The organism is Caballeronia temeraria, assembly GCF_001544795.2.
GTDB lineage: Bacteria > Pseudomonadota > Gammaproteobacteria > Burkholderiales > Burkholderiaceae > Caballeronia > Caballeronia temeraria.
In genome coordinates, this window is record NZ_FCOI02000048.1 from 21,229 (window position 1) to 43,557 (window position 22,329).

Annotated in this window: 18 protein-coding genes and 2 pseudogenes; 15 read left to right on the forward strand and 5 right to left on the reverse strand. The window is 60.9% G+C overall.

What is annotated here, in order from left to right:
- The first annotated feature begins 105 nt into the window (after window positions 1-105).
- Window positions 106-1,725: a gamma-glutamyltransferase family protein gene (locus tag AWB76_RS35830; RefSeq protein WP_061164822.1), complete on the forward strand. Its 1,620-nt coding sequence runs from the start codon at window positions 106-108 to the stop codon at window positions 1,723-1,725.
- Window positions 1,726-1,824: 99 nt separating this feature from the next.
- Window positions 1,825-3,117 carry an oxalate/formate MFS antiporter gene (gene oxlT, locus AWB76_RS35835; protein WP_208606654.1) on the forward strand — a complete coding sequence of 431 codons (1,293 nt, stop codon included), beginning with the start codon at window positions 1,825-1,827 and terminating at the stop codon, window positions 3,115-3,117.
- Between the two features lie 21 nt (window positions 3,118-3,138).
- Here the strand turns inward: oxlT and AWB76_RS35840 are convergent, their stop codons facing one another.
- Window positions 3,139-3,990 carry a LysR family transcriptional regulator gene (locus tag AWB76_RS35840; protein ID WP_061164823.1) on the reverse strand — a complete coding sequence of 284 codons (852 nt, stop codon included), beginning with the start codon at window positions 3,988-3,990 and terminating at the stop codon, window positions 3,139-3,141.
- A gap of 134 nt (window positions 3,991-4,124) precedes the next feature.
- Here AWB76_RS35840 and AWB76_RS35845 point away from each other — a divergent pair, with 134 nt between their 5' ends.
- The 5 genes and pseudogenes from AWB76_RS35845 to AWB76_RS39810 form a co-directional block, all read left to right on the forward strand.
- Entirely contained in the window at window positions 4,125-4,997 is an 873-nt protein-coding gene (locus AWB76_RS35845; protein WP_082864604.1) for a DMT family transporter, read from the forward strand.
- Window positions 4,998-5,339: 342 nt separating this feature from the next.
- Window positions 5,340-5,909 carry a PAS domain-containing protein gene (locus AWB76_RS35850; protein WP_061164825.1) on the forward strand — a complete coding sequence of 190 codons (570 nt, stop codon included), beginning with the start codon at window positions 5,340-5,342 and terminating at the stop codon, window positions 5,907-5,909.
- A 70-nt stretch (window positions 5,910-5,979) separates the two neighbouring features.
- The gene (locus AWB76_RS35855) at window positions 5,980-6,210 is read left to right on the forward strand and encodes a PAS domain S-box protein (protein WP_279616473.1); all 231 of its coding nucleotides are present in this window, start codon (window positions 5,980-5,982) and stop codon (window positions 6,208-6,210) included.
- A 54-nt stretch (window positions 6,211-6,264) separates the two neighbouring features.
- A complete protein-coding gene (locus AWB76_RS35860; RefSeq protein WP_061164827.1) occupies window positions 6,265-7,266 on the forward strand; it encodes a hybrid sensor histidine kinase/response regulator in 1,002 nt (333 codons plus the stop codon).
- Window positions 7,267-7,704: 438 nt separating this feature from the next.
- Window positions 7,705-7,875 (forward strand): annotated as a pseudogene (locus AWB76_RS39810) (arginase family protein); the annotation flags it as partial.
- A 38-nt stretch (window positions 7,876-7,913) separates the two neighbouring features.
- On the opposite strand, the gene AWB76_RS35865 reads toward AWB76_RS39810, so the two are convergent.
- Genes AWB76_RS35865 through AWB76_RS35875 form a run of 3 tightly spaced genes read right to left on the reverse strand, consistent with a single transcriptional unit; the run spans window position 7,914 to window position 10,121 of the window.
- Window positions 7,914-8,501, reverse strand: coding sequence for a flavin reductase family protein (locus tag AWB76_RS35865; protein WP_061164828.1), 588 nt, complete (start codon window positions 8,499-8,501; stop codon window positions 7,914-7,916).
- Between the two features lies 1 nt (window position 8,502).
- Window positions 8,503-9,207 (reverse strand): GntR family transcriptional regulator, encoded by a 705-nt coding sequence (locus tag AWB76_RS35870; RefSeq protein ID WP_061164829.1) that lies wholly within the window; start codon window positions 9,205-9,207, stop codon window positions 8,503-8,505.
- Window positions 9,204-10,121 carry a polysaccharide deacetylase family protein gene (locus AWB76_RS35875; RefSeq protein ID WP_061164830.1) on the reverse strand — a complete coding sequence of 306 codons (918 nt, stop codon included), beginning with the start codon at window positions 10,119-10,121 and terminating at the stop codon, window positions 9,204-9,206. The genes AWB76_RS35870 and AWB76_RS35875 overlap by 4 nt, the downstream gene beginning before the upstream one ends.
- Window positions 10,122-10,391: 270 nt before the next feature.
- Between AWB76_RS35875 and AWB76_RS35880 the strand changes: the two genes are divergently transcribed.
- The 5 genes and pseudogenes from AWB76_RS35880 (at window position 10,392) to AWB76_RS35900 (ending at window position 15,895) form a co-directional block, all read left to right on the forward strand.
- Window positions 10,392-11,447, forward strand: a complete 1,056-nt coding sequence (locus tag AWB76_RS35880; protein WP_061164831.1) for an ABC transporter ATP-binding protein — start codon at window positions 10,392-10,394, stop codon at window positions 11,445-11,447.
- Between the two features lie 37 nt (window positions 11,448-11,484).
- On the forward strand, window positions 11,485-12,774 hold the full coding sequence (locus AWB76_RS35885) for an ABC transporter substrate-binding protein (protein WP_061164832.1): 1,290 nt from the start codon (window positions 11,485-11,487) through the stop codon (window positions 12,772-12,774).
- Between the two features lie 15 nt (window positions 12,775-12,789).
- Window positions 12,790-13,704, forward strand: a complete 915-nt coding sequence (locus AWB76_RS35890; protein ID WP_061164833.1) for an ABC transporter permease — start codon at window positions 12,790-12,792, stop codon at window positions 13,702-13,704.
- A 1-nt stretch (window position 13,705) separates the two neighbouring features.
- Window positions 13,706-14,601, forward strand: a pseudogene (locus AWB76_RS35895) (ABC transporter permease).
- A gap of 979 nt (window positions 14,602-15,580) precedes the next feature.
- Window positions 15,581-15,895 carry a hypothetical protein gene (locus AWB76_RS35900; protein WP_061164834.1) on the forward strand — a complete coding sequence of 105 codons (315 nt, stop codon included), beginning with the start codon at window positions 15,581-15,583 and terminating at the stop codon, window positions 15,893-15,895.
- Between the two features lie 273 nt (window positions 15,896-16,168).
- Here AWB76_RS35900 and AWB76_RS42800 read toward each other — a convergent pair whose 3' ends face one another.
- Entirely contained in the window at window positions 16,169-17,872 is a 1,704-nt protein-coding gene (locus tag AWB76_RS42800; RefSeq protein ID WP_063936431.1) for a methyl-accepting chemotaxis protein, read from the reverse strand.
- Between the two features lie 487 nt (window positions 17,873-18,359).
- Here AWB76_RS42800 and AWB76_RS35910 point away from each other — a divergent pair, with 487 nt between their 5' ends.
- From AWB76_RS35910 to AWB76_RS35925, 3 genes are all read left to right on the forward strand, one after another.
- Entirely contained in the window at window positions 18,360-18,848 is a 489-nt protein-coding gene (locus AWB76_RS35910) for a chemotaxis protein CheW (RefSeq protein WP_244173623.1), read from the forward strand.
- A 29-nt stretch (window positions 18,849-18,877) separates the two neighbouring features.
- Window positions 18,878-20,419: a methyl-accepting chemotaxis protein gene (locus tag AWB76_RS35915; protein WP_061164836.1), complete on the forward strand. Its 1,542-nt coding sequence runs from the start codon at window positions 18,878-18,880 to the stop codon at window positions 20,417-20,419.
- Between the two features lie 833 nt (window positions 20,420-21,252).
- The gene (locus tag AWB76_RS35925; protein ID WP_061164837.1) at window positions 21,253-21,954 is read left to right on the forward strand and encodes a TMEM175 family protein; all 702 of its coding nucleotides are present in this window, start codon (window positions 21,253-21,255) and stop codon (window positions 21,952-21,954) included.
- The last annotated feature ends 375 nt before the right edge of the window (window positions 21,955-22,329 follow it).

A 22,329-nucleotide genomic window follows, 5' to 3' on the forward strand; every position in this document is an offset into this window, starting at 1 on the left:
CGTAAGCGCCGCGCTAAGGCTTAGCCAGCAAGCCCCTATAGGGTTTTCACCAACGCCTGGCACGGAACTCGCATTGACGCTTTCGTTGTATACAAGGAAACGTCGATGTCTCTGGAAGTCTTCGCAGCACTCAATCCCACACGCGGCTCGCGCGGCATGGCCGTCGCGCCACATGCGCTTGCATCGCAAAGTGCGCTCGCGGTTCTTCGCGAAGGCGGCAATGCCGTCGAAGCGATGATCGCGGCTGCCGCAACCATCGCGGTGGTTTATCCGCACATGAACAGCATCGGCGGAGACGGCTTCTGGCTGATCTCGCGTCCGGGCCATGCGCCCATCGGCATCGAGGCGTGCGGCGCGGCCGCGATGCGCGCCGACATCGGCACCTATCGCGCGCTCGGTTTCGACGCCATTCCCGCACGCGGCCCGCTCGCGGCCAATACCGTCGCAGGCACCGTCTCCGGCTGGGACTTCGCGCATCGCGTGTCGAAGAACACACTCGGCGGCCGCTTACCCCTTGCGCGTCTGCTGGAAGACGCTATCCACTACGCGAAGGCAGGCATTCCCGTCACGCGCAGTCAGTCCAACTGCATCTCGGGTAAGCGCGGCGAACTCGAAAACGCGCCGGGCTTCGCGCAAACCTTCTTGCCCGATGGCCGCGTGCCGCGCACCGGCGAGCGCTTCGTCAACGCGCGTCTCGCCGCCACGCTTCAACAACTCGCCGATGCAGGACTAGACGACTTCTATCGCGGCGATCTTGCGCGAAGCATCGCGCACGACCTGTCGTCGCTCGAAACGCTCATCACCCTCGCCGACCTCGAACGGCACACGGCTCGCGAACGTACGCCGCTCGCGCTCACGCATACGCTGGGCACCGTCTACAACATGCCGCCGCCGACGCAAGGTCTCGTGTCCCTGCTGATCCTCGGCGTGCTCGACCGCGTGCTGACCGACGACATGGACCCGCTCGGCCCCGAGTTCGTGCATGCATGCGTCGAAGCCACGAAGCTAGCCTTCAAGGTGCGCGACGAACATGTGACCGATCCGGACCACATGCGCATCGATCCCGTCACGCAACTCGATCCCGCCGCGCTCGACGCGATGGCGCAGCACGTTTCGACGTCGCGCGCCGCCCCCTGGGGCCGTGGCCGCGGTCCCGGCGATACAGTCTGGATGGGTGTCATCGATGGCGATGGCGTCGCCGTCAGTTTCATCCAGAGCATCTATCACGAGTTCGGCAGCGGCATCGTCTTGCCGCAGTCGGGCATCAACTGGCAGAACCGGGGTTGCAGCTTTTCGCTCGATCCGTCGTCGCTCAATCCGCTGATGCCGGGCCGCCGTCCGTTTCACACGCTCAATCCCGCGCTCGCCCATTTCGCCGACGGCCGCACGATGGTCTACGGCAACATGGGCGGCGACGGCCAGCCGCAATCGCAGAGCGCGGTGTTCTCACGCATCGCACGATTCGGCTGGAATCCCCAGGCCGCGATCGATGCGCCGCGCTGGCTGCTCGGCCGTACCTGGGGCCAGTCGACCGACTCGCTCAAGCTGGAAGCGCGCTTTCCCGCCGAAACCATCGACGCATTGCGCGCGCTCGGTCACGACGTCGAAGTGCTCGCCGCCTACGACGAAGCGATGGGGCACGCTGGCGCAATAGTTCGGTATCCAGACGGGTTATTCGAAGCCGGTCACGATCCGCGCAGCGACGGTTCAGCCGCCGGCTGGTAACACCTGAAACGCTATAGCTTCAAAGCCATCCGGTTCCGCGCTCGTCGGACCGGAGGGCACTATTGATCTTTTTTATCCGCAACACAACGGGGAACGCCTATGAACTCACGCATCCAGACACTGCACGACGATGCAGCCGCGCCCGCGATCGCCGCTCACAACCGCTGGCTGCAACTCGGTCTCGGCCTGCTCTGTATGATGTCGATTTCGAGCCCGCAATACGTGTGGACGCTGCTGACGAAACCGCTGTCGGCAAAGCTCGGCGTGCCGCTGCCCGAGTTGCAGATCACGTTCTCGCTGCTCATCATCCTGCAGACGTTCTTCTCGCCGTTTCAGGGCAAGCTGATCGACCGCTTCGGTCCGCGCCTGCTGATTTCACTCGGCACGGTCATGTCGGGCCTGAGTTGGGTGCTCTCGTCGATGGCCGCCAGCACATCGATGCTGTATCTCACCTACGGTCTCGTGGGCGGGCTCGGCACGGGCATCGTGTATGTCGGCGTGGTCGGCCTGATGGTGCGCTGGTTCCCCGACCGGCGCGGCTTCGCAGCGGGCGCCGTCGCCGCGGGCTACGGCATGGGCGCAATCGTGACGACGTTCCCGATCTCGGCCTCGCTGGCGGCGCGCGGTCTCGATGCGACGTTGTGGATCTACGGCATCGCGTTCGCGGTCGTGGGCTTCGTCGCATCGCAAGGTTTGCGTGTGCCGCGTGATGAAGCAGCGGCGAAGGCATCGGCGCAGGCGGCGGCGATGGCGGCATCGAACGTGCCGAATCTGCGTCCTTCGCAAATGATGAAGTCGCCTCTGTTCTGGCTCATGTTCGCCATGATGACGATGATGTCCACCTCGGGCCTCATGGTCACATCGCAGATGGCGACCTTTGCGGCGGACTTCGGCATCACGAAGGTCGTTGTGTTCGGCATGGCCGCGCTTCCGCTCGCGCTGACCATCGACCGCTTCACCAACGGACTCACGCGTCCGCTCTTCGGCTGGGTATCGGACACATTCGGGCGTGAAAACACGATGTTCTTCGCCTTCGCGCTCGAAGGCGCGGCGATGGCGCTGTGGCTCCTGACGCGCGACAACGCCGTCTTGTTTGTGCTGCTCTCGGGCGTCGTCTTCTTCGGCTGGGGCGAAATCTTCTCGCTCTTCCCGTCCACTTTGACAGATACCTTCGGCACGCGCCACGCCACCGAAAACTACGGCTGGCTGTATATCTCGCAGGGCATCGGTTCGATCTTCGGCGGTCCGCTCGCGGCGCTTTTGCATCAGCACGCGGGAAGCTGGGTGCCGGTGTTCAGCGTCGGGATCACGCTGGACATCGTGACGGCCGTGCTCGCGATGTTCGTGCTGAAGCCGATGCGCGCGAAGTTTCTGGAAAGAGCGGGCGCTTGAATGCTCGAATCGTGTGCGGCGCTAAAGCCGGAACTGCTGCCGCAGCGCCGTTGCGAGCAGGTCGATCGCCTCGGTTGCGCGTCCGGTGTCATCGCGCAACAGCACCACCTCGTGATCGGCTACATGCGGAAGACCGTCGATCACCCGCATGTCCGCGGTGACTCTTGCCCGGTCGAGGAGCGTCACCGCGAGCCCTGATTCGACGCACGCCTTGATGACTTGCGTCGATCCGCTGTCGAGCACGACTCGCCACTTGCGTTCCGCGGCTTCCAGCGCATCCGTCATCGCCAATCGATAGGGACACGGCTCGGCATACAGCGCCAACGGAACCGGACGCGACGCGTCGAGCGCGAACGTCGTACTGCCGACCCAGACGGGCGTGGTCAGCGTCAGAACGTTCGCCGATCTGCTTCGGTGCGCAGGCTGAACGAAGATCGCCACGTCTAGCTTGCCGCGCGCAATCTGATCCCGTAGCTTGAGGCTCGGCGCGGTTTTCACTTCGAGTACCACGTCGGGCCACCTCGTCGAGAAGTCAGGCAGGATGTCATGAATGACGTGAGCGGCGTATTCATCGGGGATGCCGAGCACGACGCGGCCCGCCAGTCGTTTGCCCTTGATCTCGTCGATTATCCGGTCGTGAGCCGCCAGCAGTTCACCCGTGCTCGCCAGTAGCCGTTTGCCCAGCACGGTCAACGTGACCGACTGATTGTCCCGCTCCAGCAATCTGCCGCCCGCAGCGGCTTCCAGACGCTGAATGTGAAGGCTTACCGCCGCCGGACTTCGGTTGACGTACTCGGCCGCCGCCCGGAAGCGCCCCAGCCGCGCAATCGCGTGAAAGGTCCGCAGCAGTTCGATGTCTAACACAGTGCTCATCGTGTGATCCCGAGTGGTTTAGCCAGGCTGAACGATCGAATCAGTATATTTTGATTTTCGAATCAACGGCGGCGCGCTAACGTGGAAACATGGCGAGAACATACACAAACGAACGCGTACCTGGACGGAGCCCCGTGCCGCTACCCGTGCTCGAAGCGGCAATGGTGCTCACCTGGAGTTCCGGCTCCATCGGGATGCGATTCTCGGCGGACTATGCACCGGTCTATCTGGTCACGTTATGGCGATTCGTCGCGCTTTCCATCGGCTTGTTTCCGTTCGTGGCGCGAGAGATCCGGCATACGCCCCAGCCTGTTCTGATCCGGCAAACATGCATCGGGGCGTTGGCGATGGCCGGCTATCTCGCGGGCGTCGCGGGTGGCGTTCAGCGTGGCGTGCCCGCCGGTCTCGCGGCCCTCATCGCCGACTTGTTGCCTATCGGCGTGGTGCTAATTTCCAGTTGTCTCTTTCGCCAGCGCAACCCGGCTATCGTGTGGGCCGGATTAGGACTCGGTCTTGTCGGGACGCTGATCGTCTGTCGAGATGCCCTTTCTCTCGGCGGCGCGCCCGTGTGGACCTATGGACTGCCGGTCGCGGGAATGCTATCGCTCGCGGCGGGCACCGTCTGGCAGCAACGCTCTTCGCACTGCGGCACCTTGAGTCCGCTGAGCATGCTGTGGCTGCAGAGCCTCGTATCGTGCCCGATCTTCTTCGCATTGCAAGCGTCTCAAGGCTGCATCGCACCGATCCTGTCCGCCGGATTCGCGGCGAGCATCGCGTGGAGCGTCATTTTCGCGACGCTCGGCGGATGCGGTCTGTACTGGGCGTGTCTGCGGCGGTCCTCGTCAGCTCGCGTGACGAGCGTGCTGTTCCTCAGTCCGCCCGTCACGCTGGTCTGGGCATGGGCAATGTTCCGCGAGCCGCTATCGTGGCTGATGGCCCTCGGCACGGCGATATCCGGCGCGGGAATACTTCTCGTCATCAATCGCATCGGCGGAGAAGGCGGTTAGCGCGGAATCCCAGGAAGATTGGGCCGAACGGCGAGCCCGACGCGTAGTTGTCGAAGCTGCGGTCCGATCTGCCACTCGCAAACAAACCGAACGTACGTAAAGCACGGATGATTTCGACCAGCGGAGCTCGCGGGTTTGCTTGCTTATCTCGAACTGCCAATAACTGTTAGGCGGCACTTCTCCGACTGCCGGTGTGGCAATCCAGAACCGCGTCCATTCGATGGCGGTCAATACTACCAAGCGAGATACCATGGATCTGCCTGCATGGCTGTGCAGCGAAACTAGCGCGCAACATATCGGCGACGTCGATTGGGCCCAGACGCAACTGGGTGAAATTCAAAAATGGGACCGCTGCCTGCAAGCGTCCTTAATGGCCTGTTTCGGTTGTTCATTTCCGGCCTGCGTGCTTTGGGACCAGACTCGCTATTTCTGCCCAACAAAGCGCTTTACGACCGCCTTGAGCGAAACGGGCCGGCGTGCATCGGCCAGCCGTGTCCCGATCTCCGGGGCGCCGCACGGGATTCCGTTCATTCTGCGCTGGCCGAGGTCATCACACAGTGCCGACAGGTGCGCTGCACCGATGTTCAGCTTGCGGTGGAGCACGGCGTTGAGACACGCGACGAACATGTCGCGCTATTGCTTAGCCCGGTTTGCAGCGGTGATGGCGGGGCGGGCGGAGTGCTTTGCATGCTGATTGAAACCACTGATATCACCTTGGCGCGACAGCATGCAACGCGTGAGCTCAATGCTATCGAGTTAGCGCGACGCATCGACGAGGAGCGCCTGCAGACTATTATCGATCGATTGCCAGCCGGTGTTGGCCTGACCGACGCGGCCGGTCCATGGACGCTAGCCAACGCATCAATGCGCCAATATACCGACAGCGGTTCCTTCAACGCTCCCGGAGCGTAGTCGCCTTTGGCATGAATGGGATGCCCATGGAAGTCCAATTCCGATTCATGATTGGCCGGGCGCACGTGCCCTGCGTGGCGAAACAGTGATGCCAGGCCAAGAAATGCTTTACACCGGCGTGCTTGGGCGTCGGATTTGGATGCGCGTTAGCGTAGCGCCTCTGTACGACGCTTCCGGAAGCCTTCTCGGCACCTGTTCGATAGTACAGGACATAACCGACCTCAAAGATGCCGAGCAAGCGCTGAAGGAAGAAGGTCATCGCAAGAACGAGTTCCTTGCCGTGCTCGCCCACGAGCTTTGAGACCCGTTGTCCCCCATACGAAACGGTCTAAACATACTCAGCCATGCTTGTGACGTGGAAACGCTTGCGCGCGTCCGCCAGATGCTCGACCCCCAGGTCTCGCATGTAGTGCGGCTCGTCGACGATCTACTTGAAGTATCACGCATCACGAGCGGCAAGATTGAACTACGCAGAGAAAGTCTTGATCTATCCAATATCCTAACCAATGCCATCGAAACGAGCCGCCCGGTCATTGATGGGGGACAGCACCAGCTCACCGCTAACTTTCCTTCGGAAAAGCTAACAATTTTCGGCGACCCCGTCCGACTTACACAGTCATTCGCAAATTTACTCAATAACGCTGCCAAGTACACGAATCGGGGCGACCACATAGAGCTTACTGCTACCCGTGAGGAAACGCATGCTGTCGATACGGTGCACGATAACGGCATCGGAATTTCCCCGGAAATGCTGCCAAGCATCTTCGAGATGTTCCGTCAGGTCGAGGATGTTCGTCATCGCGCACAAGGTGGATTGGGCATCGGATTGACGCTTGTCCAAAGCCTTATCCGAATGCATGGCGGCAGTGTTGCAGCATTCAGCGATGGAGCAGGTCGCGGTAGCGAATTTACGGTCCGGCTACCGCTTAGCAATGCGAACGCGGACCCGGGGACAACCGCCACGGACGACGCCCCGTCTCGGCATCCTCTCCTCGCCGGCAGGAAGATCCTCGTCGTCGACGATAACGTCGATGCGGCAGAAAGCCTTGCCATTCTCCTTGCTATGATGGGTGCTGAAACCAGGACGGCGCAAGATGGACCAGAAGCGCTGCAAGGGTTGGAAACCTTGCAAGCAGACGCGATATTGATGGATATCAGCATGCCGACAATGAATGGCTACGAACTCGCGCGGCATATTCGCGCCGCGAATACCTTCTTCCCGACGATAATTGCTATCACCGGCTGGGGGCAGGAAGATGACCTTCGCAGATCCCGAGAAGCAGAGATTGATGCCCACCTTGTAAAGCCAGTTGATATCGACCTGCTGCTTAAAGCCCTGGAACGGCGCGGGACTTAACTGGACCTAAGCCGACGAGCGCAGACGTAGGCAGCATGTTCCGCCGCGGACGCCGCCGAAAATAGCACGGGAACCGAATACTGGACGCTTGTCTGCGATCGCTTCGAGGATGGAAAGACCCGGAACAGCCGCACAGTGCTCCTCCAACCATCTCGATACTCGTCCGTTCGACACTCAACAACCCTTTTAGTCAATTTCCACACCTAATTAATTGTCTCATAAAAAAGAATCGAACATCGACAGAGGCGAGACAGGATGCCTGGGAGAAAGCGTTCAAACCATGCAAAAAAAACGCCGCCACGTACGCCAGCAAAGAGAGCAGATATTAAAGTAGTAATGCATACCGCGGGAACAAGCGTCGATTCGTACCCCGAGTTGATGAATGCTTCCGCGTCCCCAAGCCAGGTGTTCTGTTTGTAGGCTGAGATGACACCGGCCGAGGAAAGCGGGCCGGCGGCGATCGTTGCAGAAGCGCGATGTGTGGCGGGCGATGCACCCGTCTATCTTTCGCTTGATGTCGATGCTCTCGATCCCGTCTTCACGCCCGGCACCGGAGCGCCGGAATTCGGCGGATTGACGACGCGCGAGACGCTTGCGTTGCTGCGCGGATCGTCGCCCCCCCGGCTCCAGCGCATAGCCACGCCCGCTCACATCCGAAAGCGGTCTCGCGTTGTCACGTAATCGCTCGCGCCGAAGCGGCCTACCGGAAAGTAATGCTCGAGACGGACGCGCCACGTACCGATATCGATGAGGTCATCACGCGCGTGCAGCATCAGCACGCGGCCGATAAAGATGTGGCGGCTCGCCGTCTCGAGCGTCTCCCACAGCGCGCACTCGAACGCGACGGGCGCCTCGGCAATGCGCGGCGGCATCACACGCGTCGAAGCAAGCGTCCTCAAACCCACCTGGTCGAGTTCCGACACGTCCGCCGCGAAACGTTCGCCACAGCGATGCATCTGCCGCGCGATAGCTTCATCGGCGATATGCACGACGAACTCCTTCTCACGCGGGATGTTCACTGCGGTGTCCTTCAACGTGCCGTCTGCCAGCCGGTTGATGCTGATCATGACGATGGGCGGCTCTTCGCCCAGCATGTTGAACATCGAGAACGGCGCAGCGTTCACGGTGCCGTCCACGCCAAGCGTGGTGACGAGCGCAATGGGCCGCGGCACGATGAGGCTCGCCATCAGCTTGTAACGCTGGTACTCGGTAATCGCTTCGAAATCGATTTCCATGTCACTCCATTGCAGTTCGTTGCGCGGGTTCGATTCCGAGCAGATGCGCGAGCCCATTGGCGCCCGGCATGCGCGATGTCTCGATTCGAGCCTCCAGGCTATGCAGATGCGTCATCATGTGCGCAATAGCGCCCGCGGCATCGCGCGCCTCGATACTATCGAGGATAACAGTGTGCTCCTCGTGCTCGCATGGCGCATTGCCGACCGGTTCGTAAGCGCCGACGATCAGCGAGCAGCGAGAGATAAGTTCGCTGAGATAGTGTTCGAGAATCGCATTGCGCGCGAGTGCCGCTATACGCAGATGAAAGGCGCTCGCAAGCCGCGCCCACGACGGCTGATCGAAGCGATGCATCGCCTGGTGCTCTTGGTCGAGCTGTTCGCGCAACGCGGCGATATCGGCCGCGCTCGCGCGCTCGGACGCGAGTTCGACGAGCGCGCGCTCGACCGCGCGACGCGCCTCGAAGGTCGTGCGCGTCTCTTCGCGGGTCGGCTGCGCGATCACGGCGCCCTTGTTCGGACGCAGCATGACGATGCCGTCGTACGCGAGCTTTTCGAGCGCGCGCCGCACGACCGCGCGACTCACTCCGAAAACCGCGCATAGCTCGGGCTCCGGCAGTTTCGTGCCGGGCGTAAGCCTGCGATTGAGCACGCCTTCGAAGATCGACCGATAGATGCGCGCGTCCGCGCTCTCCTTCGCGCTGCTCATGCGGCCTGCGCCGACACCGGCACGGCTTCGTCGGCATGACGCGCGATTGCGCCGGGCGTCGTCAGCCAGATGTTTTCGCGCGCCGCCGCGATATGCGCGAGTGCGCGCCGCAAATGCCGCAACCGGTATGGCTGCCCGACGATATACGGATGCAGCGCAATGCCCATCACGAGCGCCTCCGGCGCGCGCGCGCGCAGCGTCTGTTCGAGCATTTCGTCGAATTGATCGATGATCATGTCCGCGAAATCGCGCATGTCCATGTGACGCGCCATGATCATCGGGAGGTCGTTCAATTCCTGCGGATAGGGAATCGACCAAAGCGGGCCGCTACGCGTGTTCATTCGCACGGGCCGGTCGTCGTGACACCAGTTAAGCGTGTAACGAAAGCCCGTCTCCGCGAGAAGGTCCGGCGTGCGATGCGATTCGGAGATCCACGGCGAGAGCCATCCCGAAGGCGCAGCGCCGGAACCTTCGAGGATGCGCGAGCGGCAATGCACCAGTAGCGCGCGTTCGCCGTCTTCGTCGAGATCGCTCTGGCGCCGCGCGTTCGTGTGGCCGTGTCCGATGAGTTCGTCGCCACGCGCGGCACACGCCTCGACGAGTTGGGGACAATGATCGTAGAGCGAGGTATTGATGAGCGTTCCCGCAGGCAGATTGAGTGCATCGAACAGTTCGATGCAGCGCCAGGCACCCACGCGATTGCCGTATTCGCGCCAGCTGTAATTGAGCACGTCTGGATTCGGCGATGGCGGGCCGAGCGCCGCGCCCAGTCCCTCGCCGAACGCGAAATGTTCCAGGTTGAAACCGAGATAGACCGCGAGGCTCGTGCCGTTCGGCCAGCGATAACCATCGCTTTCGTGGATCGGACGATAGTCGAAGCGTCCATGTGTCTTCAGCGGACCGAAGTCATTCATTGTCGATTGTGATGAACCGGTTTGGTTAAGTGATGCCCCACGGCGAACGCGATCCGCACCTCGATTGCACACGTAAGCCGCTTCAAGGTGCTGACGATCGAGACGCGGAATCGTGTGCAATATGCGCGCCACTTCGTCGGCACCGACTGTCAGCGCACCGCGCAGCCTTCCTGGACGCTGCCTCGAATGCCCGGCAGGGCACGAGTGGCATATGTCTTGCAATTGCTTGGCCGCTCTATTCGATCAGCTTTCTTAACAGGACAGGCCTTCATGGTTCAAACGGCATCGACAGTGGTTCGAGCGAGTCCGGCCGATATTGAGCTCGTGCATGTTTCGAAGCGCTATGGCGATGCGCCGGCCGTCGACGCGATCGATCTGCGCATCCCCGGCGGTGCGTATTGCTGCCTGCTCGGGCCCTCCGGCTGCGGCAAGACGTCGACCCTGCGCATGATCGCGGGCCACGAGTGGGTATCCGAAGGCGATGTGCTGATTGGCGGGCGCAACGTCACGCGCGAGCGACCGGTCGCGCGCGGCACGGCCATGGTGTTCCAGAGCTACGCGCTCTTCCCGCATCTTTCGGCGCTCGACAACGTCGCGTTCAGCCTCAAGGTGCGCGGTGTAGCGAAAGAAGCGCGCAGGAAGCGTGCGGGCGAGCTGCTCGAACTCGTCGCGATGTCGTCTTACGCGAACCGCAAGCCTGCGCAGTTGTCAGGAGGACAGCAGCAGCGCGTCGCGCTTGCGCGCGCCCTGCTCAACGAGCCGCGCTGCCTGCTGCTCGACGAGCCGCTCTCTGCGCTCGATCCGTTCCTGCGCGTTCAGATGCGCGCCGAACTCAAGCGCTGGCAGAAGGAGCTCGGCATTACCTTCGTGCACGTCACGCATTCGCAGGAAGAAGCGATGGCGCTCGCGGATCTTGTCGTCGTGATGAGTCACGGTCATATCGAGCAGAGCGGCACACCTTTCGACGTATTCAATCGGCCGCGCACGGAATTCGTCGCGCGCTTTCTGGGCGGTCACAACGTGCTCGGTTCGAACGGGCGGCTTTTCACGGTGCGCGCGGATCATCTGCGCATCGCGCCGCAGGGCGTCGCGCCCGGCACGAGCGCCGGCGACAGCGGTCTTCTGCGCATCGGCGGACTCGTATGCACGGTCCGCGAAGCCGAGTATCAGGGCACGCATCTGCGCATGACGCTCGATCCGGTCGACGGTTCAGCCGAGCTCGTCTCGATGATCAGTGACGCCGACTACGACCCGCAACGCGCCGGCCCCGGCGCGCGCGTGACGGTGTGGTGGGACGAACAGAACGCGCATCCGCTCGCCGCTTAAACCAGGGCAATCACAACTTCAATTTCGAGGAGGCTCCATGAACGACGAACAAGCCAACGCACCGGACACAGACACCACGAACGCCGGTATATCACGCCGTGTTTTCATCAAAGGTGCGGTGGCGGCGGCCGGCATCGCCGGGTTTCCCTACGTGCACGCGCAGGAGAAAATCACATTGCGCTATCTCGGCACCGCGGTGAACCAGAGCGCCGATATCGCGAAGAAGTTCAAGGAAGATACGGGAATCGAGATTCAATACATTCCCGTCACGACCGACGATGTGACCAAGCGCATCATCACACAGCCGAATTCCTTCGATATCGTCGACACCGAATACTTCTCGCTCAAGAAGCTGATTCCGGCGGGCACGCTCACGGGCATGGACGCGAAGCGCATCAAGCTCGCTGACAAAATCACGCCCGTCCTGACCAAAGGCGAGGTGGACGGCAAGAAGATAGGCGATCAGGGCACCGCGCCAAAGAAGGTCATGTTTCTCAAGGGCGCGCGCTCGACCGAGTTCAGCGCGACGCCCACCGAATGGATGACGCTCATCCCCACGACGTACAACGCGGATACGCTCGGCATCCGCCCGGACCTGATCGCGCGGCCCGTGACGACATGGGCCGACCTCCTCAACCCGCAGTTCAAGGGTAAGGCGGCGCTGCTCAACATTCCGGCCATCGGCATCATGGATGCGGCCATGGCGATCGAGGCAACGGGTCAGGTGAAGTATGGCGACAAGGGGAACATGACGAAGGCGGAGATCGACCAGACGATCAAGGTGCTGATCGAAGCGAAACGCGCCGGACAGTTCCGCGCGTTCTGGCGCGACTTCAACGAGAGCGTGAACCTAATGGCCTCGGGCGAAGTGGTGATCCAGTCGATGTGGTCGCCCGCCGTCACGAAGGTCCGCACGATGGGCGTCGCGTGCAAGTTCCAGCCGCTCAAGGAAGGCTATCGCTCGTGGGCCTCAGGCTTCGGTTTTCCGCGCTCGCTGCAGGGCAAAAAGCTGGATGCGGCGTACGAATTCGTCAACTGGTTCCAGGATGGCTGGGCGGGCGCGTATCTGATGCGCCAGGGTTACTACCCCGGTGTGACCGAAACGGCCAAGTCGCACATGCAGGCCTACGAGTGGGACTACTGGATGGAAGGCAAACCCGCGGCACAGGACATCAAGGCACCCGACGGCCAGTTGCTGGAGAAGGCTGGCACCGTGCGCGACGGCGGCTCTTACAACCAGCGCATGGGCGCGATCGCCTGCTGGAACGCGGTGATGGACGAGAACATCTACATGGTCCAGAAATGGAACGAGTTCATCGCTGCATAAGGGGCGCCGCACACGATGGCTTCGATCGAATATCTCCAGCAGGCGAAGCACGCTCCGGTGCGTCACCGTCGCGTGAGCGCGTGGCTGCAAGCGACGCCGCTTACATTGACCTTCCTGCTGTTCTTCATCGTGCCACTCTTGATCACGCTGATCGTGAGCTTCTGGGACTTCAACGAATATCAGATCATCCCTGCCTTCACGCTCAAGAACTACGCGGCGATCTTCGACGGCTGCGGTTCTTTCACGGACGTCTGCGTAACCTTCAAGACCTACTGGTCGACACTCAGGTTCTGCGCGATCGTGTGGGGCGTGACGCTCGTGCTCGGCTTCACGATCGCGTACTTTCTCGCCTTTCACATTCGAACGACCTCTATGCAGACCGTGTTGTTTCTCGTCTGCACGATTCCGTTCTGGACGTCGAACGTAATCCGCATGATCTCGTGGATTCCCCTGCTCGGGCGTAACGGACTGGTGAATCAGGCGCTAATGTCGGCGCATCTCGTGGATCGGCCGGTCGAATGGCTCCTATACTCGAACTTTTCGGTCGTCCTCGCGTTCGTACATCTCTACACGTTCTTCATGATCGTGCCGATTTTCAATGCGATGATGCGTATCGACCGTGCTCTGCTCGAAGCGGCGCGCGACGCCGGTGCAAGCGGCTGGCAGGTCATCCGCGACGTGGTGCTGCCGCTATCGAAGACGGGCATCGTGATCGGGTCGATCTTCGTCGTCACGATCGTGATGGGCGACTTCCTCACCGTCGGGGTGATGGGCGGACAGCAAATTGCCTCGGTGGGCAAGATCATTCAGGTGCAAACCGGGTACCTGCAGTTTCCCGCCGCGGCGGCCAACGCGATCATCCTGCTCGCAGTCGTGCTGATGATCGTATGGGCGCTGACGCGCGTTGTCGATATCAGAAAGGAGTTGTGACATGGCGGGTGCAATTGCGCATCGGGAACATCGCCCCGCGAGCTTCTACTGGCTCGCGCTCGTGTTCGGACTGTTCGTGCTGTTCCTGTATGGGCCGGTCATCACGATCTTCATTCTGTCGTTTCAGGGCCCCGAGGGCGGCCTCACTTTTCCGATGCGCGGCGTCTCGCTGCACTGGTTCTCCGCCTTGCGCGACGGGGTCGGTGATATCGACATCTGGGCCGCGTTCGCACGCTCCGTGAAGCTCGCACTCGCAGTGACGGTGCTAACCGTCCTGTTCTCTCTGAGCGCGGGCCTTGCGTTCAGGCGGCGTTTCGCGGCGATAGCGCGGTGTTCTATGTTTCCGTGGCGAGCCTTATCATGCCGTCGATCATCGTTTCGCTCGGCATTGGCCTCACCTTTCGCCTGCTCGATACGCTGATCAAGTATCTGGCGAACGAATGGGGTTTCCAGTCGTTCGCGGATAGCTGGACTACGTCGATGGGCCTCTTCACCTCGGCGCTCGGGGCGCATCTCACATGGACGCTGCCGTTCGGCCTGCTCGTGATGTTCGCCGTGTTCAACCGTTTCAATCCGGCGTACGAGGAAGCGGCGCGCGATCTCGGCGCTTCGCCGTGGCAGTCGTTCAGACATGTGGTGCTGCCGATCATCGGGCCTTCCGTGATCGGCGTCGGCATGTTTGGCTTCACGCTCTCGTGGGATGAAATCGCGCGAACCTCGCAGGCGATCGGCGATCAGAACACGCTGCCGCTCGAATTGCAGGGCTTGACGACATCGGTGACGACGCCCGTCATTTACGCGCTCGGCACGGTGACGACGCTGATGTCGCTTGCGGTGATGTTCGGCGGTCTGCTGATCGTGAGATCGATCGCGCGCAGGAGAAAGTTGGTTCGCTGAAGCGCCCGCCTTCGTTCGACGGTCAGCGACGGCAGGCAGGCTTTGCCGAGAACTTCACCGTATGGAATCGCGCCGGTCACTTCCGAACAGACGCGAAGTCGAGCGGGATCGCCCTACCCCACGAGCGGTGTCGTTCGCAACCCTTGTCGGCCGTTCAGCACAGGGGTCGACGGACGGCTCTCGACGAACCGCAATGTTCGTTCCGCCAACTCGCGTTGACAGGTCAGTTGTCCGTTTCGGCCTCCTGTAGCGCATCAAAGAAATGGTCACTTCCACGCTGTCGGCGACGTTGCAAAGCGCGGTTCCGAGAGTCATCGCATGGACCGATCGCTCGTCAGACCCACGCGATGTCCAGGAATCCGCCCAGAGTTCGTCGTCAAGTATCGGTTTAGCCATGTCCTTTTCATCGCCGAAGCAATGAAAAGGTTAGCAGGATTCATCGAGCGTTAACAGCCCCTCTGTTCATTTTGTTAAGGCTTCTTAGCCGCGCGTCCGCGACTAATTCCAGCGCGCCGGGCACTGTCGCGCGACCAGGCGCTTATCCACCAGGCGCAGGTAGAAATTGATTCCACGGGTGCACGCATCGTTGGCAACCGAACCTCGAGCATCTACCACATCATTGCAGTTCCCGAACCACGCCCGCCGTCGCTGCTTTCGCTGCAGAGGCACGACGCCTTCATCCTGTGGTTCTCGGGCACGCGGACCACAGTGACGATATCCTCGTCTCCGAGTACGCCCGCATCCTGCTAGCCGACGCCGAGGAGGTGCTCATGTCGGAGCCCTCGACCGACTAGATCGTCGTCTGCTCATTGACGATCTTCCGCGGCGAAGCTCACGTCCCGCGTGAACCACCATAAAAAAGCGCGAACAGTTGCCGATAAAGGAGTGCTGACAACGACTCTTTAGATGACACAGGGTGCCGCTAAATGACGAACAACAACCATGATATTGAGCAGCACGTAACTCGCGAGGCGACGGTATGAAACCGGTATCTGGTATTGAAGCGCCGCGACGTTTTCCGTACGGCGGCGGAAGCAGCGCCGTGTGGCAGCTTAATGCGGGAAGAAAGCTCACACTGTTCGTCGTTGATGCGTCGATGCCGCTATATAACTTGGTAATCGGCGATATTCGCTTCTTTGCTAACGCCGAACAGGTCATGGCCTTCGTGGAACGGCTCGAAGCTGCACCGGACGAACGCCCCTCGCGGCCAAAGTGGATTTGGGTGTTAGAGACTGGCTTTGACAAGTCGGTCGATGGTTCGCCCAATAAGGGGTGGCGCCTACGAGAAGAATAACGATCTGCGGCCCGTCATTCGATCAGGCGGGCTCGATGTCACGGCCTGCCGTGGCTTCTGCGTAGGCAGGCGGGCAGCTCACATCGGCTCAAAACGCCCCGCTCTTTAAATCCGTAAGTCGGCGGTCAAGCTCGTGCAGTTAGATGACCACGTCTCCCACCCGCGTGCGAACCAATCGTTTTCGGTTCGTAACGTCGGCAACCGGCACCGGTGACGTTCTGTCCGTCATAGAGCGCAGTGCGTTCATAATCAAAACCGGGCTTCCCGCCACGCTTAGAAGGTCGACCAGTCGCCGTCTGCCACTGCCGCAACTGCTGCTGGCTTCGGCATATCCGTCTGCTTTGGCGCACGCGTCTGTGCACCGCCTTTCTTGGCGAACGCGGGTTGCGAAGTCCGAGGAGCACGGTGACTGACAGACTGGACGACGAGCGTCTGACCGGTGCGAAACACGCCGACGGCTGCCGTCAGTTGCTTCGCTTGGTCCTCCATCGAACCTGCCGCGGCCGCGGCCTCCTCTACGAGCGCGGCGTTCTGCTGGGTCACCTCGTCCATCTGCGAGATAGCCTGATTCACTTGCTCGATGCCACGGCTTTGTTCGTTTGAAGCCGAGGCGATCTCGCCCATTATGTCGGTAACACGCTGAATCGCGGTGCCGACGCGCTGCATCGTTTCGCCTGCCCGCGCGACCAGCTCCGTTCCCGCCTGAACGCGGCCGCCAGACGTCTCGATCAACTCCCTGATCTCCTTCGCCGCAGCCGATGAACGCTGCGCAAGGCTGCGAACCTCGGTCGCTACCACCGCGAAGCCACGCCCCTGTTCGCCCGCTCGCGCGGCTTCCACGGCGGCGTTGAGCGCAAGGATGTTCGTCTGGAAGGCGATGCTTTCGATCATGCCAATGATCTCGGCGATCTTCGCCGAACTCTGTTCGATGCCTGCCATCGTCTCGACGACCTGTCCGACGATCGCGCTGCCCTCGTTCGCCACCGCGCTCGCGTTGTCGGCGAGCCCGCTGCCCTGCGTCGCATTCTCGGCATTCTGCTTGACGGTCGCGGTCAGCTCTTCCATGCTCGCTGCCGTTTGCTCCAACGAGGCAGCCTGCTGCTCCGTGCGCGACGACAAATCCGTGCTCCCGGCGGCGATCTCGCCCGATGCGGTTCGAATTACATCCACCGACTCTTTGATTCCGTTAGCGAGCGTGGACAGTTTCGCGAACGCTGCCTGTACGGCCAGCATCAACGTCGCGAGTTCATCGCGGCCGTCTGCGTGCACGCGGTGCGTGAGGTCGCCCCGCTCCAATGCCTTCATCGCCTCGAGCACGCTGCCCAGGGGCTTTGTCACCGAACGAGTGATGACCAGCATGGCCGCGATAGCGATGAGTACAGCCGCAATCGTCGCCCCAAACGAGAGCGCCACCGCGCGATCGTAGGTGGTATGGGCCTCCTTGGCGGATTCATCGACGAGCTCTAACTGGTAGGCAAGGAGAGCGTCCAGCGCGGCAAAATATTTTGCCTGAGCGTCAGCCACAGGTCCCGTAATGTGCGCGCGAGCCTCTTCAATGTTGCCCTTCGTGAGGAGAGTGATTGTCTCGTTGCGGGCAGCGGTGTTGCGACCTCGAGCTTCGACAAGCGCATTGAACATTTCCCGGCCTCGTGGTGACGTGATCATGCGATTGACTCGTTCGAGGCGCTGCGAGGTCGCATTGGAAGCTTCGAGCACACCGGCCTTCATTGTTTCGATATCCTCCGTCCGTCCGGTGATTGCGGCGCGCTGCAGGAGCAACACGGTTCGGCTCGCGGCGTCTTTTGCTTTGCTCACTTCGGCAGCCTTGATCAATCTGTCATCGGTGATCAGCGTGATTTCGCCGTTCAGGCCGCGCATGCTGACGAAGTTGATCGCCGCGATCACGAGAAGCAAGGCAACGACGATACCAAAGCCGATAGTCAGCCGGGCGCCGACCTTTAGATTGTGGAGGTTCATGAGGGATCCGAGACCGTTGTTAGATTTGATTGCGGAAGGCGCGGCACCGAACTCTGCTGCTGAGCAGCCGGTCGCCGGTTGCATCGGTTTCGCAAGGGGCGCCTGAGACACCGAAACGCACTACCTGTCACCTTCCTTTCACTCTGACGGCTCAGATTTCGAAAGCTTTACAGCAATAAGGACTATTCTGCCCGCGAATAGGTAATATTTGCAGGCTGTCACATCCACATTGCGATGACGCCCTGCCGCTTCTCTAATGGAAGTCCAGTGTTGATCAGCGGCAGAGTTAAATAACGATTCAGAAAGAAGAAGAGCTTCGAGCAGGCGGGCAACAGATTCGGCAAATTTGTCAGAGCTCGACAAAATCGGTCCAAAAGCTCTACCAAATTCTGTTCAGTTTTTTTCCATCGTGCCGTTGTCTTGCAGGTAACGGCGTCGGTCAGTAATGGCACGCGCCGAAGCAGAACCTGAGACAACACTTGCTAACATGAACAGCGAACATCGGCATGGCGCGCCCGAGGCGGGCAGCGAAGAATTCCTCATCTTCAACCTGGGGCAAGAGCAGTACGGAATTGACATCCTGAAGGTCCAGGAAATCCGCGGCTATGACTCGGTGACGCGGGTGGCGAACGCGCCCGCGTTCATTAAGGGCGTCATTAACCTGCGAGGCGTGATCGTGCCGATCGCCGATATGCGCCTGAAGTTTGAGTTGGAGCGCGCCGTCTACGACGACCAGACGGTTGTCGTGGTGCTCAACGTGGCTGGTCGCGTGGTCGGCATCGTCGTTGATGGTGTCTCGGACGTGCAGACGCTCACGCCCGCGCAGATCCGACCGGCCCCTGAGTTCAATTCGACCCTGAACACAGATTACATCACTGGCATCGGGACGATCGACGCCCATATGTTGATCCTGATGGACATCGAGAAGCTCATGACGAGCGAAGAAATGGCGCTAATGGAAAGCGCCGCCACCTAACTACACCAACGAACCCCGACGCCAACGACATGACCTTCTCCAGAAAAATCTGGCTGCCCCTGCTGCTGAGCCTCGTATGCCTCGCAGGAATCTCCGTTGCGGACGCTTTCCGTATGCGCTCGATCCGCACGGAACAGACGCAATTAGACATCAAGCACGCGACGGAAGTCGCGAACAGCATCATTCGTGAGTTCGCACAGCAGGCCAACGCTGGCGCGATCACGCAGGAGCAAGCCAAGCAAGGCGCACTCAACGCGATCCGCGATATTCGGTTTGGTGACAACGGTTACTTCAGCGTCTTCGATTCGCAGGCGAAGGTGCTTGTGCATCCGATGAAGCCCGAATTCGTTGGCAAGACGATGATGGACTTCAAGGACCCGAACGGCGTCTATCTATATCGCGACCTTATCGATGTAGGCAAGCGCCAGGGCGCCGGCTACACGTATTACTCGTTCGCGAAACCCGGCACCAATGAGATCCTGCCCAAAATGTCCTATGTGTCGATGTATCAGCCGTGGGACTGGTTAGTCGTCACCGGTGTCTACATCGACGACATCGACGCCGCGTTCTACACGTCGCTCGAATGGAGTCTCGGCGTGCTCGTGGTGATTGCGGTCGTGTTGAGCGTCGTGGTGTCGCGCCTGAATCGCGGGATTCTCCGTTCGATGGGCGGGGAGCCGGCCTACGCAGCGGAAGTGGCGAATCAAATCGCGGACAACAATCTCGCGGTCGACGTGGCCACCGCCGCGAATGACCGCTCCAGCCTCATGTATTCGATGGCCCGCATGCGCATGCAATTGCTGTCAGCGGTTGACAGTGTGAAGGCGTCTGCAAACGCGATCGCGAATGCCAGCCGTGAAATCGCTGTGGGCAACACGGACTTGTCGTCGCGCACTGAGCAGCAGGCAGCATCGCTTGAAGAGACAGCAGCAAGCATGGAAGAGCTGACCGCGGCCGTGAAGCACAACTCGGAAAACGCGCGTCAGGCAAGCGGTCTAGCCGGGAGTGCGCGCGACGTCGCACGAGAAGGCGCGACGATCGTCGGGAACGTCGTTGGCACGATGGCAGAGATCGAGCAAAGCTCGCACAAGATCGGCGAGATCATCGGCATGATCGAGGGCATTGCGTTTCAGACGAACATCCTGGCGCTCAACGCTGCGGTCGAGGCCGCACGCGCCGGCGAACAGGGGCGCGGTTTCGCAGTCGTGGCAGGCGAAGTGCGAAGTCTCGCGCAACGTTCCTCCTCGGCCGCCAAGGAAGTTCGCGAGTTGATCGAAGCGTCCAGTACGCGCGTCCATACTGGCACCGCACTCGTCGGGCAAGCCGGAGAGACGATGACCAAGATCGGCGCAGCGATCCAGAAGGTCACCGACATCATGGACGAGATCGCCTCTGCATCGAACGAACAGAGTCGCGGCATCGAGCAGGTGAATCAGGCGATCAGCCAGATGGACGAGGTCACGCAGCAGAACGCGGCGCTGGTCGAGCAGGCGGCTGCCGCTGCCGGTTCCCTTCAAGATCAGGCCGAAATGCTGCGCGCGACAATGGCCGTCTTTAAGACCGCCGCCTGATCTATCGTCGTTGGGCGCGGCACTTGACTACGCAAGGTTCTTGGTACGCTCATAGCCGTTCCAATAGCCCTGCAGTCGAAGCCACGAACCGATGTTCAATAGAAATCCGACAAAGTCGCAGCGCGCAGTGATAGGGTTGCTCGGCCCGGGCTTACCGGTCGAGCAGATTGCAAACAGCCTTGGCAAGAGCGCCTTGGTTGGCTAAACCGGATCAAACGCCGGGCCGCGAAGGAAGGATCGATCAGGCAGCTATGCGTCGACGACCTCGATGTCCAAGGCGAGCGCCCTACTGTCTTCGTTGAGAAGCATGGACCTCGTATTGCACGGCCGGTGCCAATTGAAACTTTCGCAGCTGACGTGCTGCGTACTTACCACGAGGTCCGTAGGCGGGTGCAGTCGCCAACCCGACGGCTATCCATCGCCACCGCGAGAGGCAAACCGATGCAGCCCGATACGATGCTGAAATGTGTCCGCATAGCGCTACGCCTCGCGGACTTGTCGGCGGCCGACGAGAGCCCGCGCTCACTCAGAAACACCTTCGGTCGACGGCAGATCATCGCAGGCAAGACGAAAGAGCAAGTGAGCAGTCTTACGGGCTTGTCGAGCCATCGCACCGCTGCTCGTCTTCGTCTGACACTTGAACCTATCGAGGTGTCCGAAGAGCAAGCATAGTGGCCGTCAGGCGGGCTTGGAAAAGCCGTCATACTGAGTCGCGGGAAAATTCGATGCTCCTTTCGCAACTTTCCCGAGGCAGGGTGCAATTCAGATCGTCCAACATAGATCGCGCGTGCTGTGCCGCGGGCAGCGGCTTCGGCGTGCGCGAAAGGACTCGCATGATGCTCGGTAATGGGCGTGAAGCTACCGCCGCTGAAACGCATGGTGCCGAGCGCGGACTTGACCGCCTCGAAGGATTCAGCGACGCGGTTTTCGCAATCGCGCTGACACTGCTGATCGTCGAGATCAAGGTCCCCGGATCTCCAGATGGCACACATGGCTACAGCGACCTGGTACGGGCCATGGCGGAGCAGTGGCGCGAATATCTCGCGCTCGTTCTCTGCTATGTCGTGATCGGGGCCTATTGGCTGCAACACCATTATTCGGGTCGCATTTACGCTAGGAGTGATCACTGGTTCAGCGTGATCAAGCTCCTGTTCCTGCTGGCGATCGTCGTCATTCCTTATCCTATCCGCGTCTGGTGCTTCCATCTGGGCACGGAATTCGAGCCCGTCGCGTCAGCGACTCTGGTTGCCGGTCTTGCCCTGACCGCCTGCACCTGGATGGCGACGTGGTTCTATGCAATGCGAGGCCGCCGGCTGATGGACGAACGGCTCGCGCCCTATTTCCTCCAGCAGATGACGCGCCGCTATGGCGTTGCGACGCTGGTCCAGATCGCTGCAGTTCCCGTCGTGCTTGCGGCGTGGCGCATCGGTGTGGCCATCGCACTGCTGTCCGTCGCCTTCTTTCTGCTGCCACAGCCCACGCCGCGCTATAACCCCGGTGAGGAGCCGAGCGAGGCTGAGAAATTGAACAAGTAGCTATTGCGCGGGGCTAAAAGCCGTCACATAGCGGCAGGGAGCCGCCGGTCGCGGTCGACATCCAGTTTGATCGGCCAAGCTCTCGTTTCCCCTCACTCAATGGCCGTACATGGACGCCCCCGGTTTTGCCAGGCTTTCAGTGCGCGATGACTGGAGGGTGAATTGCAACCGCACATTCGGACTTTCGCTGCGGCTGCGCCGCTGTCCCTGATGGGTTTCCCTGGTCGGTTCCCCGTCGCTTTGACGCACTCGAAGGTGCTCGGTCATTGTCGGGCTGTGCCAACCACGGTCTAACCTGGGCGGTTTCAAACCGAAGTGCAACGGGGGTTAATGTTTAGTTCTTTGAGGTTGGCTCGCTGAGGCAAGTGTTGCAGC

What these genes read in the sequence shown, in the direction of transcription:
- AWB76_RS35830 (WP_061164822.1), top strand. Translation starts at nt 106, where the DNA reads ATGTCTCTGGAAGTCTTCGCAGCACTCAATCCCACACGCGGCTCGCGC.
- oxlT (WP_208606654.1), top strand. Translation starts at nt 1,825, where the DNA reads ATGAACTCACGCATCCAGACACTGCACGACGATGCAGCCGCGCCCGCG.
- AWB76_RS35840 (WP_061164823.1), bottom strand. Translation starts at nt 3,990, where the DNA reads ATGAGCACTGTGTTAGACATCGAACTGCTGCGGACCTTTCACGCGATT.
- AWB76_RS35850 (WP_061164825.1), top strand. Translation starts at nt 5,340, where the DNA reads ATGGGACCGCTGCCTGCAAGCGTCCTTAATGGCCTGTTTCGGTTGTTC.
- AWB76_RS35865 (WP_061164828.1), bottom strand. Translation starts at nt 8,501, where the DNA reads ATGGAAATCGATTTCGAAGCGATTACCGAGTACCAGCGTTACAAGCTG.
- AWB76_RS35870 (WP_061164829.1), bottom strand. Translation starts at nt 9,207, where the DNA reads ATGAGCAGCGCGAAGGAGAGCGCGGACGCGCGCATCTATCGGTCGATC.
- AWB76_RS35875 (WP_061164830.1), bottom strand. Translation starts at nt 10,121, where the DNA reads ATGAATGACTTCGGTCCGCTGAAGACACATGGACGCTTCGACTATCGT.
- AWB76_RS35880 (WP_061164831.1), top strand. Translation starts at nt 10,392, where the DNA reads ATGGTTCAAACGGCATCGACAGTGGTTCGAGCGAGTCCGGCCGATATT.
- AWB76_RS35885 (WP_061164832.1), top strand. Translation starts at nt 11,485, where the DNA reads ATGAACGACGAACAAGCCAACGCACCGGACACAGACACCACGAACGCC.
- AWB76_RS35890 (WP_061164833.1), top strand. Translation starts at nt 12,790, where the DNA reads ATGGCTTCGATCGAATATCTCCAGCAGGCGAAGCACGCTCCGGTGCGT.
- AWB76_RS35900 (WP_061164834.1), top strand. Translation starts at nt 15,581, where the DNA reads ATGAAACCGGTATCTGGTATTGAAGCGCCGCGACGTTTTCCGTACGGC.
- AWB76_RS42800 (WP_063936431.1), bottom strand. Translation starts at nt 17,872, where the DNA reads ATGAACCTCCACAATCTAAAGGTCGGCGCCCGGCTGACTATCGGCTTT.
- AWB76_RS35910 (WP_244173623.1), top strand. Translation starts at nt 18,360, where the DNA reads ATGAACAGCGAACATCGGCATGGCGCGCCCGAGGCGGGCAGCGAAGAA.
- AWB76_RS35915 (WP_061164836.1), top strand. Translation starts at nt 18,878, where the DNA reads ATGACCTTCTCCAGAAAAATCTGGCTGCCCCTGCTGCTGAGCCTCGTA.
- AWB76_RS35925 (WP_061164837.1), top strand. Translation starts at nt 21,253, where the DNA reads ATGATGCTCGGTAATGGGCGTGAAGCTACCGCCGCTGAAACGCATGGT.